This is a genomic window from Nonomuraea aurantiaca (genome assembly GCF_020215705.1).
Taxonomy (GTDB): domain Bacteria; phylum Actinomycetota; class Actinomycetes; order Streptosporangiales; family Streptosporangiaceae; genus Nonomuraea; species Nonomuraea aurantiaca.
In genome coordinates this window covers 170,189-186,916 of sequence record NZ_JAIWNB010000005.1, presented here as the reverse complement: position 1 = coordinate 186,916, position 16,728 = coordinate 170,189, and the positions used below count along the sequence as shown (strand labels likewise).

The following is a 16,728-nucleotide window of genomic DNA, read 5'->3' as shown; positions in this document are numbered from 1 at the left end:
AGGCCGACGCGTCTTACAGATGGCTGAGGGCGGAGGCGTCGCCGGGCCCACCGCGCTCGGTCAGCCCCTTGGCGACCCGCTGCCGGTGAGCGTGGTCCTTGTGCCCGTCGTACTTGAACTTGCCGCGGATCTCCTCGATCGCCAGCCGGACCCCCTGGATGCCCGCCATCAGCCGCGGCATCCGGGCCGGATCACCCTGCCCGGGTTCGAGGTCGGCGAGCTGCTCGCGCAGGATCTCCAGCTTGCCCTCGGCCTCCTTGACGATCTCGGCCCGGCAGACGAGCTGGACGGAGGAGTAGAACGTGGTCGGCACACCGAACTCCGGCTCGGTGCCGGGCTCGGCCCGCCACCGGCCGGGGATGTAGGCCCAGGGACCCGCCACCGACATGACCACCTTGGGGTTCTCGTCGATCGCCGCCCAGATCGGATTCGGCCGGGCCAGATGGAGCACGATCGTCCGCTCGTCCACGAGCAGGAACTGCGTCGGCACCACGACGGGCACCTCACGGCCGCGGCCCGCGGCTATCAGGTGCCCGAACTGGTTGTCCTTCACGTACGCCAGGGACTGCTCGTCGGTGCCCGCGTCCCAAGGGTGAATCAGCATGAAGGGAATTTTAGGCGCAAGCGAGTTCGTACACCCGCACCAGTTCCTGGCTGACCCGCTCCCACGAGTAACGCGAACGGGCGCGGTCGGCGCCCGCGTAGCCGAGCGCGGTGCGCAGCGTCGGGTCCGTCAGCAGCTCGCGGGCCAGGCGCGCGGTCCGCGCGGGGCGGTCCGGCGGCACCAGCAGGCCGGTGACGCCGTCGATGATCGAGTCGAGGTGCGCGCCCACGGCCGAGGCGATCACGGGTACGCCGCAGGCCATGGCCTCCAGCGCGACGATCCCCGTCGTGGCCTCGCGCGGCACCGACACCACGGCGTCGGCGCTGCGCATGAGCTTGGGCACCGCGGTCCGCTTGACCTGCCCGAGCAGAGTCACCCGGTCGGCCACGCCGAGCTGCTGGGCCAGGGCGCGCAGGCGGCGTACCTCCCGGTCGCCGTCGAGCAGTTCCGGCTCGGGCCCGCCCGCGAGCACCAGCTCGACGTCCTGGAGGCCCTGCAGCGCGCGGATGATCGTGGGGGCGCCGCGTTCGGGGGTGAGCGGGCCCAGGTGCAGCAGGCGCTTGCGGCTGCCGCGCGTCGCGACCGGGCCCTGGCGGTGGAAGCGCTCGGTGTCCACGCCGTACGGCACGATGGCGATGTTGTTGCGCGGAACCCCGAGCCGGATCAGCGCCGACTCCTCGTCACCGGAGCCGGCGATGACCGCTCTGGCGTTGCGGCCGAGCGCCCGCTCCAGCTTCACGTGGGCCGCGTCGACGGTGTGGAAGGTCTGGGTGACCGGCACCCCCAGGCCGTTGGCGCCCGTGACGGCCGCGAGGCCACCGGTCCAGGAGTGGGCGTGGATCACGTCCGGACGTTCCTGGCTCCAGCGCCGGCTCAGATACTGGCCGACGTCCTTGAGGTACGGCATGACGTCGGCGGGGGAGAGATCGCGGGCCGGGCCGACCTCGATGTGCTCCATCATCACTCCCGGTGCCACCCGCGTCCTGGCCTTGCCCTCGGCACTGTCACGACGGGAGTAGATGGTGACGTGGTGCTCGCGGCCCAGTTCACGCGCTACGGAGAGAATGTGGTGGCGCTTGTTGCCGGTAGCGGAAGCGACGATCGCGATATTCATGGCACACCTCAGCGTGAAAACAGCTATCAAGGTGTGCCTGCGTCTTAGGCACGTCGTTCTTCCCCAGACCTTACCCAAAGATGGCTCAACCGCAAACCCCCGCAGATCAGACGCAGATCAGACGCCGCGCAGAGCCAGCACCACGATCTCGTCCCACACCTGCCCGCCGGAGAACGCGTGCCGGTCCGCCTCGACCGCCTTCACGATGGTCGTAGGCGCCTGACCGGCACATCTGCCCAGAACGTCGGCCAGCCGCTCCTCGCCGTACGGCTCGCCGACCTCGTTCCTGGAGGAGATCAGCCCCTCGGAGTAGAGCAGCAGCGTCTCGCCCACCGCGACGGTGAGCTCCTCGGTCTCGGTCTCCGCCTCCGGGGAGATGCCCAGCGGCACGCCGCCACCCGAGGCGAAGCGGACGCTCCCGTCGGGCAGCAGCAGTGCGGCCGGATGATGCCCCGCGGACGACAGGCGGATCTTGCGGCCCCGTACGAACCCGGCCACGACCATCACGAACATGCCGGTGCCCTGCGTCACCAGGGCCTCGTTCACCTTGCGCAGCACCACGTCGGGATCGGACTCCCAGACGCTCAGCACCCGGACCCCGCCCCTGACCATCGCGCTGACCGACGCGGCCTCCTCGCCCTTGCCCGCGGCGCCGCCGAGGGCGAACGCCCAGCCGTCGGCGACGGGGAAGACGTCGTAGAACTCGGCGCCGACCGACGCGCCGGGATTGTAGATCGCGGCGGCCTCGTACCCGGGAACGTCCGGCAGGTTGCGCGGCGCGACGGTGGCCGACAGCGCGTCGGCGGCCCGCGAACGGCTCTGGAAGCTGCTCTGCGCGCGCATCGCCAGCCCCAGCTGGTGCCCGACCTCCTGCATGACCCCCAGGTCGGCCAGCGTGAACGGTGGCCGGTCGTGCGACCTGACCAGCGTGAGCACGCCGTCGGCCGGGCCGATGGGCACGCACAGCATCGAGCCGGCGCCCATCGCCGTCAGCAGCGGCCCGTCGGCGCAGAAGCCCAGTAGCGTCTCGTCGTCGACCATCTCGTGCACCACGCCGGAGCCGCGCTCCAGCACCTGGGTCACCACGTGGCTCGCGGCCGGCGGGGCGGACTCGATCTGGCGTACCAGGTCGCCCAGCGGGTGGTCCTTGGGCGCCACCACGGCCGCGCGGCGGGCCAGCCCGTCGCGCACCACGTCCGCGATCACCCAGTCGGCCCAGCCGGCCGCCAGCAGCCGCGTCGCCCTGGGCAGCGCCACGGGCTGCCGCAGCGCCTCCTCGTCCAGCAGCAGCGTGGTCATCGTGGCCAGCAGGTCCTGGCGCTTGGCCGCCGCCAGCAGGAGCGCGCCGTCCGACTGCTCGGGCCGCCGCGCGCCCGGCTCGGGCAGCTGCACCTCGGTGGGCAGCGCCACGGCCGCCACCATCTGCTGCGGCTCGCCGGGCATCGTCAGCCGGGTCAGGGCCACCTGGACGGTGTGGGTACGGCCCTGGTGCGCCAGCCGCGACTCGAACGCCGCCGGCTGGCCGGTCTGCAGCACCGACATCAGGTGCGAGCGGAACGCCGCCCGCCGCGACACGTCCACCAGCAGCGGGAACGACCGGCCGACCAGGTAGCCGTCGGGGCTGCCCAGCATCCGCGAGGTCTCGGGGTTGATCCGCCGCACCACGCCGCCGCCGTCCAGCACGATCACCGGCACGGGGAAGGCACGGTAGACCTGGCGCAGCAGCTTCAGCTCCCGCTGCGCCCCGTCCTTCTTGCCCCCTTGCCGCTTGGGCGCGTTACGCAGCGCTTCACGCGCCTCGGCGAGCAGCTCAGCGGCGGTGTCGAGCTCCGCGAGTGCAGCGTCTAGAGTCGGCGCGAGGTCGGAGGGGTAGGCCGCCCGCGCCTCGCGCAGGGAGGAAACACGTCCGGACAGAGCGTCCAGAGCGTGTTCGAGGCCGGGCATGGTCATTCTCTGACGCTACGCCACGCTGGATAATGCTAGCCATAAGGGGTAGGGCCTTCTTGCTCTCAACTACCACTGGCCGAGTTCGCTCTCACGGTCCCGTCTGGCTGAAGGGAGGCCGGTAGCGTGGGGCTGGTCGGCAACAGCCCAGCTCGCAGCGCGCGCGCACGGCACCCCTCCTGCCACAGCAGCGTTACCGAGGCTTTCCATACTGCTTTTGAAAGGAGGTGGCGCTTCCTCCCGGCCCGAAGGACCGGGTCTCCGCGCCACCATTCAGATGAAATCAACGGCGATGATCACCCCCGGACTTGCCCGTGACCTGGCGACTCTCGGGCGGCTGGGCGAGGACAACTCAACGGAAAGCGTGCTGCGCGGCCTGACGACCGCGCTGGCCGACGGAGTCCCCGGTTGCTCGGGCGGTTCGGCCGAGCACTGGCGTGACCAGCGGGTGCTGGTGTCGGGCTCGCACAGCGAGCTCATCATGCTGGTCGAGGGCGAACGCGACCTCGGCGAGGGCCCGTCGACCGACGCCAGGCTCACCGGTGGCCGGGTGGTCGTGACGGACGTGCTCAGCGACTCGCGCTGGCCGCGCTACGCGCCGCTCGCCGCCCGCTGGGGCGTGCGCTCGGTGCTCGCCGTGCCGATCCGGATCGACCCTGTCCTGCTGGTCATCGGCCTCTATTCGGTACGGCCGGCCGCCTTCTCCCCGCAGGCCGCCCAGGCGCTGGCCGACATGCTGACCGAGCAGGTGGGCGTGGCCATGGCCAACCTGTGGGACTTCGAGGAAGCGCGTACCGACGCCGCCCAGCTCCAGGAGGCCCTGGCCGGACGCTCGGTGATCGACCAGGCCAAGGGCATCATCATGAAGACCAGCGGGTGCTCGGCGGAGGCGGCCTTCGAGGAACTGCGCCGGATCTCACAGCACCACCAGGTCAAGGTGGCGGACCTGGCCAGGCTCCTGGTCGACGAGCACCAGAAAAAGTCGCGCCGCTAGGGGAATGTGCGAGTGTGCTCAGCCAATGGCGGCCAAGGCGTCGTCGAGCGTGTCGTACAGCGGCAGCCGCTGCGCGAGCCCGGTGATCCACATCACCTTTGACTTTGAATATTCCACGCCGACCAGGGCAAACCTGGCACCTGATGCCAGGCTGGTCTGCCAATGGTGGACGATCAGGCCGAGCGCGCGCGAGTCCATGAACGTCACCCCGGCCAGGTCCAGGATCAGCTCGGAGCCCGCCAGAGAGAGGTAGTCGGCGAACTGCTCGCGCGTCGTGGCGTCGAGCACGCCATCGACCTTGATCACCGTGATCTCGTCCACGGTCGACGACGTAAGGCTCAGGGCCGTCGCCGCCCCTTCGCCGTTCTCCGGCATTGTCACGGGGCAACCCTACTGTCACCGCACGAAGGAGGAATACTTCTGCGGCGAGGGGGGACACTGGATCCGAGGTCCAGCAGAGGGCTTCCGTCTCGGATGTAGAGCGAGGCAAGCCTCTGCATGGGCTTTTTCTGCAGGTGGAGGCGGCCCTGCGACCCATATGAGGAGCAGCCATGGCTGTGCGGGAATATGTCCTCGAGGAGTTGACCGCCGAAGAGCTGCTGGCCGAAATGGTCAGCGACGCCACTACCGACAGTCACCGCGAACGCCTGCGGGAGCGCATCGTCGAGATGCACCGCTCGCTCGCCATGGAGATCGCCAGACGCTACCGCTACCGCGGCGAGCCCCTGGAGGATCTTCTGCAGGCCGCCTACGTCGGCCTGATGAAGGCCGTCAACGGCTTCGACCCCACTCTCGGCCACGCCTTCAGGGGCTACGCCGTCGTCACGATGACCGGCGAGGTCAAGCGCCACTTCCGCGACCGTACCTGGGCCATCCGGGTGCCGCGTCTCTACCAGGAGCGCCGCTCCGAGCTGAACCGGCTCGTCGCCGACCTCAGCCAGGACCTGGGACGATCCCCGACCGTGGCCGAACTGGCCGCGAAGATGAACATCAGCGAGGAGGACGTCCTGCTCACGCTCGACGCCTCGGCCGCCTACAGCACGCTGTCGCTCGACGCGCCGCTCGGAACCGAGGACGACGCGGCCTCGCTCGGCGACGTGATCCCGGAGGACGACGATACGCTGAGCCAGATGGTCGACCGGCAGGCCGTCAAGCCGCTGATCGACGCGCTGCCGTCGCGTGAGAAGCACATCCTGCTGCTCCGCTTCTTTGGGAACATGACACAAGCCGAAATAGCGGCCGAGTTCGGTATCTCTCAGATGCATGTATCGCGAATCCTCCGTAGAGTGCTGGACCAGCTACGTAGTGAGCTAGTCAGCTGATGAAGGCGGTTACCGGGTGAACGAGGATGTCGATCCTCAGGCGGGCTCCATCAGCCCGCCACCGGGCGCGCCGGTGAAAAAGCTGAGCTTCCGGTTGCCGGACCTCCCGCAGGTCCGCCAGTTCGCCGCGTCCGAGGCCCGCGAGGTGGGCATGACGGAGGAGGCGGTGGGCGATTTCGTCATCGCCGTCAACGAGGTGGCCACCAACGCCGTCACCCACGGCACGGTCGACGCGCAGCTCCGCACCTGGGTCCACGACGGCGAGCTGGTGGTCGAGGTACACGACGAAGGCACCTGGAAGCCCGGCCCGATGCCCGGCTCGGTCGGCGGGATGGGCCTCTGGGTGGCCCGCCTGCTCTCCTCCGACCTGTCCTTGCGGGTGGGCGGCGAGGGCAGCACGGTCACCATGCGCTTCCCCAGCAAGACCTGAGGTGATTCCCGGCGTTGCCCGGCCGCCCGCCAAACCTGGACCGACGTGCGCGCGCGACGCCTCGTGATCGAGTGCGCCGCGCGCTGTCGTGCTCTGTCTGCTATCGGCGTGGGCTATCGGCGGGTACGGCCTCGCCAGCCGCCGTAGCTCTTGACGCTGGCCGTGCCTATGCCCGCCTGGTGCAGCGCGAGCAGCGTGAGGCCGAGCAGTATGAACGTCGTACCGGAGATCCCTGACCCGATGCGCACGTTCAGCAGGTCGAGCAGGAAGCCCAGGCCGAAAATAATCGCCGCGACTATCGCCAGCATGTCCCGTTACCTCGTTCCGTAGGCCGTATCGGTTGCGTGGCTTGTCTCATAGCCTGTTGCGGGCCCGGTTTCGCGACCTGTTTCGTGGCCTGAGAGGGTGAGCAGCCGCTCCAGCACGACCCGGTAGTCGCGCAGGGCCAGCCGCAGCTGCTCGGTGTCGCCCGCGCCCTTCCAGCGTTCGCGCAGCTCGCCGGTACGAGCCGTAAGACTGCTGGTCAGCGTCTCGACGACCTCTTCGACCAGTCCCTCGGCCCGCTGGACGGCGTCGCCGGGGTCGTCCACGAACGAGGTCTGCAGCTCGCGCCAGCGGGCCTGAACCTCGGCCGGGTCCTGGTCGAACAGGACGACGGACTGAGGGGCCGCGTGGGCCGGTGCGGTCTCCACCACCACGGGCTCGCCGGCCACGTCGTCGGTGCCGCCGCCGTACCCGGGCTCGGGCTCCGCCAGCATGTCGCCACCCACCGGGGCGTACGGCTCGTGGTGGCGGGTGCCGTTCCCCTCGTCGTTCTCTTCGCTCTCGTCGTTCTCTTCGCCGACGGTCGCCCGCGACTGCTCGTCACGATCCCTGCTCAGGTCGGCGGTGGGGGTGTCGTTCGCGCGGAAGTCGTCCCGGGGGGAGCCGTCGTCCTCGGAGGCGTCGTCGTGCACGCGGCCGTCGTGGACGTCGTTCCTGCGGAGGTCGTCGGCTCGCTCGTCGTCGTCGACCTGGTCCGCCCGTTGCGACGGCACTTTCAGCTCGTCGCTCGTCATATCGGTCACCGTCCTCGCGTGGTCTCTTGTAGGAGTTCTTCGAAGAGCGCGCGGTAGTGCACCATCGCCTGACGGAGGTCCTCGGTGGAGGCCTCCTTCCTGGCGGCGCGCCCGCTGATCTCGTGGGCCGCCCGGTAGTGGTCCAGGGTGGCCGCATGCCCGACGGACAGATCGGACACCCGCTGCTCGAAGTTCTCCGTGGGGTAGCCTCGCTCCGCCATGACGGCCGCAACCAGCTGGTCGGCCTCGGATACCGCGAACCCGGGGGCATCGACGAAGCGCTCCTGCACCTCGGTCCACCGGGTGGCGTAGCTGTCACGTGACTCCTCCGGCAGGGGCCGGATGTCCAGCTCGGAGTGGCGCTGCTCACGGGCGAGCAACTCCTGCTCCGCGTCGCGCCTGTTGTCGTGCTCAGCCATCAGGCGTTCGTACTCGGGGCCGAAACGTGCGCGGAGGCGGCTGCGGCGCTGCTGCTGCAACACCAGGTAGCCGACTGCGGCGAGGGCCACCACCGCGACCACGACGACGACCACCCAGATCAAGGTGGACATGATGTTCGCCTCCGGTCTCTATTGTCGAGACCAGCGACTGCCCTCGTACGAGCGCCCGAAACGCCGGTGTCAGCGGCCTTCCAGCGCTTTCCTGGCCGCTTCCAGCACTGCCGCGACGTGTGAGACACCAGGGGCGGCGGCGACCTCCCTGAACCCGCTCACGCTGTCGTAGTCGACATCGAGCCCGGCGTCGACAAGCCGCTGCGCCCACCGCAACGCGGTGTTCAACCGCTCGGCCGCCGGCGGCTTCCCCTGCGCGGCGGCAGACAGGTTCCGCAGGTTCGTGGCGGGCCCGGACTGCCCGTGCCTCCGCTCCAGCTTCCACGGTACGGCCCGGCTGTGATCGAGCATCGGCTTGGCCAGGCCCGCGGCCCGCTTGGCCTGCAACACCCCGGACTCACTCACCCCGAAGTGCGCGGCCAACTCCTGCACGCTCATCCCCTCGGCGACGAGCCTGGCCAGCTCACCCCGATCGACGGTCGGCCTGCGCCCCACGAGCCCCTCCTGCTGAGTACGCGTGCGGTTCTGATGTGCGCTAAGGTTATGACGTCTCGCCCCGCAGGGGGTGATCGACACAACCGGGACGTAGCGCAGCTTGGTAGCGCACTTGACTGGGGGTCAAGGGGTCGCAGGTTCAAATCCTGTCGTCCCGACCAGGTTTTTCTGGTCGAGCAGGGTGTCACTCGAAAGAGTGGCACCCTTTTTCAGTTCTGGGCGGCCACTCGCGCAAGGCGTCCCCTATGTCCTCGACCCGGCCGTCGTCGAGGCCACGGTCCAGCGCGAGCTGGACCGTGGCCTCGACAGAGCGCTTCTTGCGTTCGCGGAGCCCGGTCATGCCTCCGGTCTACAAATCATCGCCGCACTCGGCGAGAATCATCGTCCACGAGGCTGCGGGCAGCCGCGCCGTCAGCCGGTCACCGTCAGCCTGTACGGCCAGCGGCTGCGGTAGGGCCTCCACCCGGTGCGGGTCGTCCCCGGCGGCGATCACCGAGGCCGACACCGGCCTGACCGCCGCAGGGAGCCGGGCGGTGAGGTCGAGGTCCTGGTCGGGCGACCGGTTGACGGCGAACAGCGCCACCTGGGACCCGTCGACGGTGGCCACCGCCGACAGCGCGGGCGCCTCGCCGTACCGTCCGGTCTCCAGGAACGGCCCGGACGGCTCCACCCGCAGCACCATGCCGCGCGCGTGCCGGGCCGTCAGAGCGAACGGGTGGAAGATCGTCTGACGCCAGGCCGGGCCGCCGGGCTCGGTCCTGATCGGCGCGATGATGTTGGCGAGTTGCGCCTGGCAGGCGATGCTCACCCGGTCGGCGTGCCGCAGCAGTGTGATCAGGAAGTCCCCCACCACCACGGCGTCGGCGGCGGTGAAGGTGTCCTCGATCAGCTCCGGCGCCTCCTGGAACGGCGAGCGCTCGCGCCCAGTGAACCGGCTCTGGTTCCAGACGTTCCACTCGTCGAAGGACAGGTTGATCTTCTTCTTGCGCCGGAGCTTCGCCCCGATGTGGTCGGCCGTGGCCACGATGGCCGAGATGTAGCGGTCCATGTCCACGGCGCTGCAGAGGAAGCCGGGCAGGTCGCCGTTCTCCTCGTAGTAGTTGTGCAGCGAGAGGTAGTCGACCGCGTCGTAGGCGTGTTCGAGCACGGTGGCCTCCCACGCGCCGAACGTCGGCATCCCGCTGTTGGAGCTGCCGCACAGCACCAGTTCGATATCGGGGTCGACGAGCCGCATGGCCTTGGCGGTCTCGTTCGCGAGCCGTCCGTACTCGTGCGCGGTCTTGTGGCCGATCTGCCAGGGCCCGTCCATCTCGTTGCCGAGACACCAGAGCTTGACCCCGTACGGGTCGGTCACTCCGTGTTTGACCCGCAGGTCCGACCACTGCGTACCCGAGGGGTGGTTGGCGTATTCGAGCAGGTCACAGGCCTCCTGGATACCCCGGGTACCGAGGTTGACGGCCATCATCGGCTCCACCCCGGCGGCCCGGGTCCAGGTCATGAACTCGTTGAGCCCGAACGCGTTCGTCTCGATCTGCCGCCAGGCCAGGTCCAGCCGGGTGGGCCGGTCGGGGCCGACGCCGTCCTCCCAGCGGTAGCCGGAGACGAAGTTGCCTCCGGGGTAGCGGACCACGCTCACGCCCATCTCGCGGGTCAGCTCCAGCACGTCGGTGCGGAAGCCGTTGTCGTCCGCCGCAGGGTGGCCCGGTTCGTAGATGCCGGTGTAGACACACCGGCCCATGTGCTCGACGAACGAGCCGAACAGGCGCCGGTCGACGGGGGCGACGCGGAAGGAGGGGTCAAGGGTCAGATGTGCTTGCGGCACAGGTCAGGCTCCTCGGTAGACGCGTACATAGTCGAAGTCGGCGTTGACGGCCGGCTGGGCCCCTCCGTGGGCGACCAGGCCGACGCGCACGGCCGTGTCCTTGGGGAAGGTCCACACGCCGCCCCAGGTCCAGGTCTTGCCGTCGCGGCTGGATCCGGCGCGGAACTCGTGCTCGCCGTTGGCCGGGTCGACGTGGTGCGCCAGCCGCAGCCAGGTGGTCCTGGCGGGCGGGCCGACGATGTTGCCGCCGTAGGACAGGCGGCCGGCGAAGGTCAGCTCGCGGCCGTACTCGACCTGGCGGGTGTTCCAGATGGCGACCTGGGACAGGCGGGCGAAGTCGTCGTCGGAGGCGTAGGCGACCAGCCCGGCCTGCTGGTAGTTGCGTACGGCGTCCTCGCCCAGGTCGAGCGTGACCTTGGTCTCCACGACGTAGTCGCCCTCTGGAGCGTCGCGCAGCAGCACCGACGCCTTGTTGTCGGCCCCAACCAGGTCGGCGCCCTGGACGGGCCAGCGCAGCACGCCCTCCTCGATCTTGGCCGCGGTGTCCTGCCGCACCCAGGTCCAGCGGGGGTCGAGCGGCGCGGTGAACTCGTCGGCGGCCAGCAGCCTGCCCGTACGCGGCGTCGGCGCCGCCTTGGTGACGGCCTTGAACAGCGGGGCGGCGGAGACGTTGTCGAAGTCGGCGCCCCCGTCGGCGATCAGCCCGATCGGGCCGTTTGCGCGGCCCGTGACGGTGACGCTCGCTCGCGGGTCACGGAGCCGGGCCTCGGTCACCTCGGCGGTGATCGTCCGTCCCTTGACGGTGACGGCCAGGTTGTGCCAGGTCGCGGCCCCTCCGGGCAGCGCCACCGTACGGGACGCGCCGCCCGAGGTGAGCGTCAGCCCGTCGCGCGAGACGACCGCGGTCGTGCCGCCGATGCGAATCCCGGCGGACTTGTCCGTCTTGAGGTCGGTCTCGACGCGGACGTCCCCGCCGAGCGACTTGCGGCTGATGAGGATGCCCTGTCCGCGGACATGTCCCTCCTGTACGGTCCAGCCGGCCGTGTTCCGCCAGCCCGACAGATCGCCCGCGAACCGCTCGTCCACGAACCCGCGGGTCACCGGCCTCTCCCGTGACTGCTCGGAGGGCCCGGCCCCCGCACGCACGGCCGGCCAGCCCTCGATCCAGTCCAGCCGGTCCAGCAGCATGGGCCGCTCGTTGATCCCGTACGGCTCGTCCAGGAACGGGTCGCTTCGATCGATGGCGTGGTAGAGCATCCAGTCCTGACCGGAAAGGTCGGTGAGCTGGGCGTGGTGGCCGGTGCCGATGAAGCGGTTGCCGTTCTGGTCCAGGACGGGGGTGCCACCGGCGCGCGAGGCCAGCAGCGGCACGCCCTCGCGGTCGACGAACGGCCCGCGCGGGCTGGTCGAGCGCCCGGCCAGCACCGAGTAGCCGGTGGTCGGCCCGGCGCAGCAGTTCGCCGAGGAGCCGAGCAGGTAGTAGTAGCCGTCATGGCGCACCACGTACGCGCCCTCGAACTTGTTGTCGATCGCGACCTGCCGCGGCTGCCCGGTGGCGTGCAGCCCGTCGGCGGACAGCTCGGTCACCCACAGGCCGCCGAAGAACCCGCCGAAGTACAGGTACTTGCGCCCGTCCACGTCGGTGAACTGCGCGGGGTCGATCGTGTTCCAGTAGGAGCTGCCCGAGGGACGCGGGGCGACGACCGGGGCGTCGATGTGCGTCCACGGCCCGGTCGGCGTGGGCGCCGTGGCGGCGCCGATCGAATAGTCCCAGTTGGCGGGCGTGGCGGCGGTGTCAGTGACGGTGAAGTACATGACGTACCGGCCGTCGAGGTAACGGATGTCCGGTGCCCAGAACAGACTGCCGGGCGCCGCGTACGACGGCAGGTTGTCCGGCCCGAACGCGTCGCCCACGTAGGTCCAGTGGACCAGGTCGCTGGAGCGGGAGATCGGCAGCCGGTGCAGGACCTTCTCGCCCTCGCGCAGCGGGTCCGAGGTGCCGTAGGAGTACCAGTAGCCGTCCTGCCCGCGGATCACCGACGGGTCGGCGAAGGTGTCGGAGAAGGAGTCGGACACCGGATTGGTGAAGAGGGAGAGGATCAGCGTGGCGATGACAGCCAAGTGCATGTGTCAGCCCTTCAGGCCACTACGAGAGATGCCTTCGATGACGTACCGCTGGGTCAGACTGAAGAGGATCAGGACGGGGATGCCGGCCAGCACCGCGCCCGCCATGATCACCGGATAGTGGATCGTGTACGCGCCCTGCAGGATCGACAGCCCCGGCGGCAGCGTGAAGTACTCGGGACTGAAGATCACGTAGATCGGCCAGATGAAGTCGTTCCAGTTGGACAGGAAGCTCAGCACGGCCAGTGTGGCCAGCGCGGGCCGCGACAGCGGCAGCGTGATCCGCCAGAAGATGTGCCAGTGGTTGGCGCCCTCCATCAGCGCGGCCTCGTCCAGCTCACGCGGCAGCCCGAGGAAGAACTGCCGCAGGAAGAACACCCCGAACGCGCCCGCCGCCCCCGGCACGATGAGCGCCGTCAGGCTGTCCAGCCAGCCGAGCTGGTCGACGATCAGGAACTGCGGGATGAGGAAGACGAACCCCGGCACCAGCAGCGTGCCGACGATCACCCCGAACATCGGCTTCTTGCCGGGGAACTCCAGCCTGGCCAGCGCGTACGCGGCCAGCGACGACACCACGAGCGCCAGCAGCATGTGCCCTGTGGCGGCGACGAGACTGTTGGCGAACCAGCGCAGCACCGGCGTGTCCGTGGTGCCCTGGAAGACCGTCCCGTACGCGGACGTCGTCGGCTCGGTCGGCAGTAGCGTGGGCGGCACCCGGGTGGCCTCGGTCTGCGTCTTGAACGACACGCCCAAGGCCCACACCAGCGGCCCCACGAACAGCACGGCGAGGGCCAGCAGGCCCGTGTAGCGCTTCATGGCCGGGTCCTGAGCAGCCGGAAGTTGGCCACGCTGACCAGGATCAGCAGCAGCGTGAGCAGGTAGCTCATGGCCGAGGCGCTGCCCATCTTGTACTCCCTGAGCCCCTGCTGGAGCATGTACATGATCGCGGTCCGCGTCTCCCCGCCCGGCGCCCCCTGGGTCAGCAGGTACGACTGCCCGAACATGTTCGCCGAGGCCAGGATCGTCGTCGTCACCACGAACAGCGCGACGGGCCGCAGCCCCGGCAGCGTGACGTGGACGAACTCGCCCCACCGCCCCGCGCCGTCCACCTTCGCCGCGTCGTACAGCTCGCGCGGGATGTCCTGCATCCCGGCCAGGTAGATCACCGCGTTGAACCCGAGCGTCCACCAGACCGTCACCCCGACCAGCGCGATCCAGGCCCACGGCGTCGCGGTGGTCCAGGGGATCGGCGTGCCGAGTATCCAGTCGACCAGACCGAGGTTCGGGTCGAGCAGCAGCCGCCACATCAGGCACACCACCGCCACGCCCAGCACGAACGGCGCGAAGAACAGCCCTCGGAACAGCGTCCTGCCCCGGAAGGGCCGGTTGAGCAGCAACGCCACCCCGAGGGGCAGCACGACCAGGAACGGCACGCTGAACACGGTGAAGATCCCGGTCGCCCGCATCGACATCCAGAAGTCGCCGGAGACGGGGGACTGGCCGTCGAACAGCGCCGTGTAGTTGTCCAGGCCGACGAACGGCTTGCCTTCGAGCAGGTAGTCCCAGTCGTGCAGGCTCACCCAGATCCCGAACAGGGCCGGGGCCAGCACGAACACGGAGAACAGGATCAGGTACGGCGCCAGGAACAGGTACGGCGTCGCCTTGCCCGATCGGGGAACGCGCACCTCCCGCTCCAGCGTCTCTTCCGCCGAGATCGCGACCATCAGGCGCCGTACTTCTTCCGGTTGGCCTCAAGGATCTTGTCGGCCTTGGCGGCGGCCTCCGTGAGCGCGTCCTTGGGGCTCTTCTTGAGCAGGATCGCCGCGTTGATCGCCTGGTCGACGACCGCGGAGGCGTCCCCGATGCCCGCCACCGACGGCGGGAAGTACAGGTAATCGATCTGGGTGCCGATCGTGGCCTGCTCCTTCAGCGCCGCGAACTCCGCGCCGTCGCGGATCGACTTGCGGGCCGGCACCTGGCCGCCCTTGGCCCACTCCAGCGAGTGGCCGCTGATCCAGTTGATGAACACCTTGGCCGCGGTCAGCTTGTTCTGGTCGAGCGTCCGCTGCTTGAACACCACGAACTGGTGCGAGCCCGCCCACGCCGCCGGCTGCGTCCCGATCTGCGGGAGCGGCGCGACGCCCCACTCCAGGTTCTTGATCTCCTTGAGCGTGTTGATGGACCAGATGCCGTTCCAGTTGAACGCGGCCTTGCCGTTCTGCAGGGCGATGAAGTCGGCGTCCTGGCCGACGTTCTTGGGGCTGTAGCCCTTGTTGACGAGCTCGACGAGCCAGGTCAGGGCCTGCACGCCGGGGTCCTCGGCGAAGCGCGAGACGCCGGCGTCGTCGGCGAAGAGCCGGCCGCCGTTCTGGTAGAGCAGCGTCCCGAACTGCATGCTTCCGGTGAACGGGAACGGCGTGGCCCAGTGCCCCTGGATGCCCGCCTTCTTCAGCGTCTCCAGCGCCGCCATGTACTCCTCGCCGGTCTTGGGCGGCTGCTCCGGGTCGAGCCCGGCCTGCTTCATGACCGTCTTGTTGTAGAACATGCCGAGCGGGTGCACGTCGAGCGGGATCGAGTAACGCGTGCCCTTGTAGACGCCGGCCTTCCAGACCGGCGGGGAGAAGTCCGCCTCGGTGAGGCTGAGCGCGTTGGCCACGTCGTCGAGCGGCAGGACCACCTGACGGGCCGCGTTGGTGGCGACGCTGTCGACGTGCATGATGCCGATGTCAGGGCCTTGACCAGCGGAGACGGCCGCGGGGACCTTCGCGTAGTAGTCCTCCCACTTGTAGACGTTCATCGACACCTTGATGTTCTGGTGCTCGGCGTTGAACTGGTCCACCAGCTTCTTCATGACCGGGCCGTCGCCGCCGGTGAAGCCGTTCCAGAACTTCAGCGAGACCGAGGCGCCGGTGTATTCGGTGGGCGCCGCCGTGGTGGCCGGCGCCTGCGCCTGCTTGGGGCCGCCGCCTCCGCCGCAGCCCGCGGCGCCGATGACCAGCGCACCGAGGCCCAGGCCCAGTGCGCGCCGCCTGGAGAGGTTGTCGAGGGACATACCAGATCACTCCTGCCCGTGAGGTTACGGACGTTCTACATCGTTGGTTCCAACGTTGTAAATTGCCTGGCGCCAGTTCGTTACATCGTTGTAAACCAGGTAGGGTTCCGACGGCGAAGGGGGCGAGGGGGACATGGTGCGGCCGAGGCTGAAGGACGTCGCCGAGCTGGCCGGGGTGTCGATCAAGACCGTGTCCAACGTGGTCAACGACTATCCCCATGTCAGCGACGAGACCCGGGCCCGGGTGGAGGCGGCGATAGCCGAGCTCTCCTACCGGCCGAACCTGTCGGCGCGCAGCCTGCGCGCGGGCCGCTCCGGCGTGGTCGCGCTGGCGGTGCCCGACCTGGACAATCCCTACTTCGCCGAACTGGCCACGAACGTCATCGAGGCGGCCGACCGGCGCGGCTGGACCGTGCTCATCGACCAGACCCAGGGCGACCGGGCCAAGGAACGCGTGGTGATCTCCGGGATCCGCGACCACCTCATCGACGGGCTGCTGTTCAGCCCGCTCGCGCTCACGGGCAAGGACCTGGCCGGGCGCGACGAGCGTACGCCGATGGTGCTGCTCGGGGAGCGCATCGGGACGGGCCGCTCGCCGTACGATCACGTCGGCATCGACAACGTGGCCGCCGCGCGGGCGGCCACCCTGCACCTGGCCGAGCGCGGCGGGCGCAGGATCGCCGCCATCGGCGTGCAGCGCACGGCCGCCGCCGCGACGGGCCGCCTGCGGCTGAAGGGCTACCAGCAGGCACTCGCCGAGGCCGGCGTCCCCGCCGACCCGTCACTGGTCGCGCCGGTCGCCCGCTGGGGGCGCGCCGACGGCGCCGAGGCCATGAGCCGCCTGCTCGACGCCGGCGCGCCGGACGCGGTCTTCTGCTTCAACGACACGCTCGCGCTGGGCGCCCTGCGGACGCTGCTCAAGCGGGGGTACGCGGTGCCGGGCGAGGTGATGGTGATGGGGTTCGACGACATCCAGGACGGCCGGTTCGCCACGCCCACACTGTCGACCGTGGCGCCCGACAAGGCGCTGATCGCGCAGTCGGCGGTGGACCTGCTGGCCGAGCGGCTGAGCGGCGGGACGGGCAGGGCACACGAGGTGTGCGCGCCGCATCGACTGGCATTTCGGGAGAGTACGGATGTGCCGGGGGAAGGGCATTCTCGAACCCTCAATTAGGGCAGCCGCGGGGCCGCCCGAGTTGAGGGCGTTGTGACCAAGAC

At 69.6% G+C, this 16,728-nt stretch carries 18 protein-coding genes and 1 tRNA gene; 5 read left to right on the top strand and 14 right to left on the bottom strand.

Annotated elements, in window-relative coordinates; genetic code table 11:
- Positions 1–13 precede the first annotated feature (13 nt).
- The 3 genes from LDL49_RS14915 to LDL49_RS14905 form a co-directional block, all read right to left on the bottom strand.
- On the bottom strand, positions 14–604 hold the full coding sequence (locus tag LDL49_RS14915) for an FMN-binding negative transcriptional regulator (RefSeq protein ID WP_225291624.1): 591 nt from the start codon (positions 602–604) through the stop codon (positions 14–16).
- A 10-nt stretch (positions 605–614) separates the two neighbouring features.
- The gene (locus LDL49_RS14910) at positions 615–1,718 is read right to left on the bottom strand and encodes a glycosyltransferase (RefSeq protein WP_225291623.1); all 1,104 of its coding nucleotides are present in this window, start codon (positions 1,716–1,718) and stop codon (positions 615–617) included.
- Positions 1,719–1,835: 117 nt separating this feature from the next.
- Positions 1,836–3,668 (bottom strand): SpoIIE family protein phosphatase, encoded by a 1,833-nt coding sequence (locus tag LDL49_RS14905; RefSeq protein WP_225291622.1) that lies wholly within the window; start codon positions 3,666–3,668, stop codon positions 1,836–1,838.
- A gap of 271 nt (positions 3,669–3,939) precedes the next feature.
- On the opposite strand from LDL49_RS14905, the gene LDL49_RS14900 reads away from it, so the two are divergent.
- Positions 3,940–4,656 (top strand): GAF and ANTAR domain-containing protein, encoded by a 717-nt coding sequence (locus LDL49_RS14900; protein WP_225291621.1) that lies wholly within the window; start codon positions 3,940–3,942, stop codon positions 4,654–4,656.
- 18 nt (positions 4,657–4,674) lie between these two features.
- Here the strand turns inward: LDL49_RS14900 and LDL49_RS14895 are convergent, their stop codons facing one another.
- Positions 4,675–5,031 carry an STAS domain-containing protein gene (locus tag LDL49_RS14895; protein WP_225291830.1) on the bottom strand — a complete coding sequence of 119 codons (357 nt, stop codon included), beginning with the start codon at positions 5,029–5,031 and terminating at the stop codon, positions 4,675–4,677.
- A 176-nt stretch (positions 5,032–5,207) separates the two neighbouring features.
- Between LDL49_RS14895 and LDL49_RS14890 the strand changes: the two genes are divergently transcribed.
- Both LDL49_RS14890 and LDL49_RS14885 read left to right on the top strand, forming a co-directional pair.
- Positions 5,208–5,978 carry a SigB/SigF/SigG family RNA polymerase sigma factor gene (locus tag LDL49_RS14890; RefSeq protein WP_225291620.1) on the top strand — a complete coding sequence of 257 codons (771 nt, stop codon included), beginning with the start codon at positions 5,208–5,210 and terminating at the stop codon, positions 5,976–5,978.
- A 16-nt stretch (positions 5,979–5,994) separates the two neighbouring features.
- Positions 5,995–6,408: an ATP-binding protein gene (locus tag LDL49_RS14885; RefSeq protein ID WP_225291619.1), complete on the top strand. Its 414-nt coding sequence runs from the start codon at positions 5,995–5,997 to the stop codon at positions 6,406–6,408.
- Between the two features lie 113 nt (positions 6,409–6,521).
- Here LDL49_RS14885 and LDL49_RS14880 read toward each other — a convergent pair whose 3' ends face one another.
- The 4 genes from LDL49_RS14880 to LDL49_RS14865 form a co-directional block, all read right to left on the bottom strand.
- The gene (locus tag LDL49_RS14880) at positions 6,522–6,716 is read right to left on the bottom strand and encodes a hypothetical protein (RefSeq protein WP_225291618.1); all 195 of its coding nucleotides are present in this window, start codon (positions 6,714–6,716) and stop codon (positions 6,522–6,524) included.
- A gap of 6 nt (positions 6,717–6,722) precedes the next feature.
- Positions 6,723–7,466, bottom strand: coding sequence for a hypothetical protein (locus tag LDL49_RS14875; RefSeq protein WP_225291617.1), 744 nt, complete (start codon positions 7,464–7,466; stop codon positions 6,723–6,725).
- Between the two features lie 5 nt (positions 7,467–7,471).
- Positions 7,472–8,017 (bottom strand): hypothetical protein, encoded by a 546-nt coding sequence (locus LDL49_RS14870; protein ID WP_225291616.1) that lies wholly within the window; start codon positions 8,015–8,017, stop codon positions 7,472–7,474.
- Between the two features lie 69 nt (positions 8,018–8,086).
- A complete protein-coding gene (locus tag LDL49_RS14865) occupies positions 8,087–8,512 on the bottom strand; it encodes a hypothetical protein (RefSeq protein ID WP_225291615.1) in 426 nt (141 codons plus the stop codon).
- Positions 8,513–8,596: 84 nt separating this feature from the next.
- Between LDL49_RS14865 and LDL49_RS14860 the strand changes: the two genes are divergently transcribed.
- Positions 8,597–8,673, top strand: a tRNA-Pro gene (locus tag LDL49_RS14860).
- A gap of 23 nt (positions 8,674–8,696) precedes the next feature.
- On the opposite strand, the gene LDL49_RS14855 is transcribed toward LDL49_RS14860, so the two are convergent.
- The 6 genes from LDL49_RS14855 to LDL49_RS14830 are packed head-to-tail and all read right to left on the bottom strand — an operon-like array spanning position 8,697 to position 15,510.
- Positions 8,697–8,852 carry a hypothetical protein gene (locus LDL49_RS14855; protein ID WP_225291614.1) on the bottom strand — a complete coding sequence of 52 codons (156 nt, stop codon included), beginning with the start codon at positions 8,850–8,852 and terminating at the stop codon, positions 8,697–8,699.
- 9 nt (positions 8,853–8,861) lie between these two features.
- A complete protein-coding gene (arfA, locus tag LDL49_RS14850; RefSeq protein ID WP_225291613.1) occupies positions 8,862–10,334 on the bottom strand; it encodes an arabinosylfuranosidase ArfA in 1,473 nt (490 codons plus the stop codon).
- Between the two features lie 3 nt (positions 10,335–10,337).
- Positions 10,338–12,461, bottom strand: a complete 2,124-nt coding sequence (locus LDL49_RS14845) for a glycoside hydrolase family 43 protein (protein ID WP_225291612.1) — start codon at positions 12,459–12,461, stop codon at positions 10,338–10,340.
- A 3-nt stretch (positions 12,462–12,464) separates the two neighbouring features.
- On the bottom strand, positions 12,465–13,274 hold the full coding sequence (locus tag LDL49_RS14840) for a carbohydrate ABC transporter permease (protein WP_225291611.1): 810 nt from the start codon (positions 13,272–13,274) through the stop codon (positions 12,465–12,467).
- Entirely contained in the window at positions 13,271–14,182 is a 912-nt protein-coding gene (locus LDL49_RS14835) for a carbohydrate ABC transporter permease (RefSeq protein ID WP_225291610.1), read from the bottom strand. Before LDL49_RS14835 ends, LDL49_RS14840 begins: the two co-directional genes overlap by 4 nt.
- The gene (locus LDL49_RS14830; RefSeq protein ID WP_225291609.1) at positions 14,182–15,510 is read right to left on the bottom strand and encodes an ABC transporter substrate-binding protein; all 1,329 of its coding nucleotides are present in this window, start codon (positions 15,508–15,510) and stop codon (positions 14,182–14,184) included. The genes LDL49_RS14835 and LDL49_RS14830 overlap by 1 nt, the downstream gene beginning before the upstream one ends.
- A gap of 133 nt (positions 15,511–15,643) precedes the next feature.
- Here LDL49_RS14830 and LDL49_RS14825 point away from each other — a divergent pair, with 133 nt between their 5' ends.
- Complete coding sequence (locus tag LDL49_RS14825; RefSeq protein WP_225291608.1) at positions 15,644–16,684, top strand: LacI family DNA-binding transcriptional regulator; 1,041 nt, start codon at positions 15,644–15,646, stop codon at positions 16,682–16,684.
- The last annotated feature ends 44 nt before the right edge of the window (positions 16,685–16,728 follow it).

What these genes read in the sequence shown, in the direction of transcription:
- LDL49_RS14830 (WP_225291609.1), bottom strand. Translation starts at nt 15,510, where the DNA reads ATGTCCCTCGACAACCTCTCCAGGCGGCGCGCACTGGGCCTGGGCCTC.
- LDL49_RS14890 (WP_225291620.1), top strand. Translation starts at nt 5,208, where the DNA reads ATGGCTGTGCGGGAATATGTCCTCGAGGAGTTGACCGCCGAAGAGCTG.
- LDL49_RS14895 (WP_225291830.1), bottom strand. Translation starts at nt 5,031, where the DNA reads ATGCCGGAGAACGGCGAAGGGGCGGCGACGGCCCTGAGCCTTACGTCG.
- LDL49_RS14870 (WP_225291616.1), bottom strand. Translation starts at nt 8,017, where the DNA reads ATGTCCACCTTGATCTGGGTGGTCGTCGTCGTGGTCGCGGTGGTGGCC.
- LDL49_RS14880 (WP_225291618.1), bottom strand. Translation starts at nt 6,716, where the DNA reads ATGCTGGCGATAGTCGCGGCGATTATTTTCGGCCTGGGCTTCCTGCTC.
- LDL49_RS14900 (WP_225291621.1), top strand. Translation starts at nt 3,940, where the DNA reads ATGAAATCAACGGCGATGATCACCCCCGGACTTGCCCGTGACCTGGCG.
- LDL49_RS14910 (WP_225291623.1), bottom strand. Translation starts at nt 1,718, where the DNA reads ATGAATATCGCGATCGTCGCTTCCGCTACCGGCAACAAGCGCCACCAC.
- LDL49_RS14875 (WP_225291617.1), bottom strand. Translation starts at nt 7,466, where the DNA reads ATGACGAGCGACGAGCTGAAAGTGCCGTCGCAACGGGCGGACCAGGTC.
- LDL49_RS14855 (WP_225291614.1), bottom strand. Translation starts at nt 8,852, where the DNA reads ATGACCGGGCTCCGCGAACGCAAGAAGCGCTCTGTCGAGGCCACGGTC.
- LDL49_RS14840 (WP_225291611.1), bottom strand. Translation starts at nt 13,274, where the DNA reads ATGAAGCGCTACACGGGCCTGCTGGCCCTCGCCGTGCTGTTCGTGGGG.
- LDL49_RS14905 (WP_225291622.1), bottom strand. Translation starts at nt 3,668, where the DNA reads ATGACCATGCCCGGCCTCGAACACGCTCTGGACGCTCTGTCCGGACGT.
- LDL49_RS14845 (WP_225291612.1), bottom strand. Translation starts at nt 12,461, where the DNA reads ATGCACTTGGCTGTCATCGCCACGCTGATCCTCTCCCTCTTCACCAAT.
- LDL49_RS14915 (WP_225291624.1), bottom strand. Translation starts at nt 604, where the DNA reads ATGCTGATTCACCCTTGGGACGCGGGCACCGACGAGCAGTCCCTGGCG.
- LDL49_RS14835 (WP_225291610.1), bottom strand. Translation starts at nt 14,182, where the DNA reads ATGGTCGCGATCTCGGCGGAAGAGACGCTGGAGCGGGAGGTGCGCGTT.
- LDL49_RS14825 (WP_225291608.1), top strand. Translation starts at nt 15,644, where the DNA reads ATGGTGCGGCCGAGGCTGAAGGACGTCGCCGAGCTGGCCGGGGTGTCG.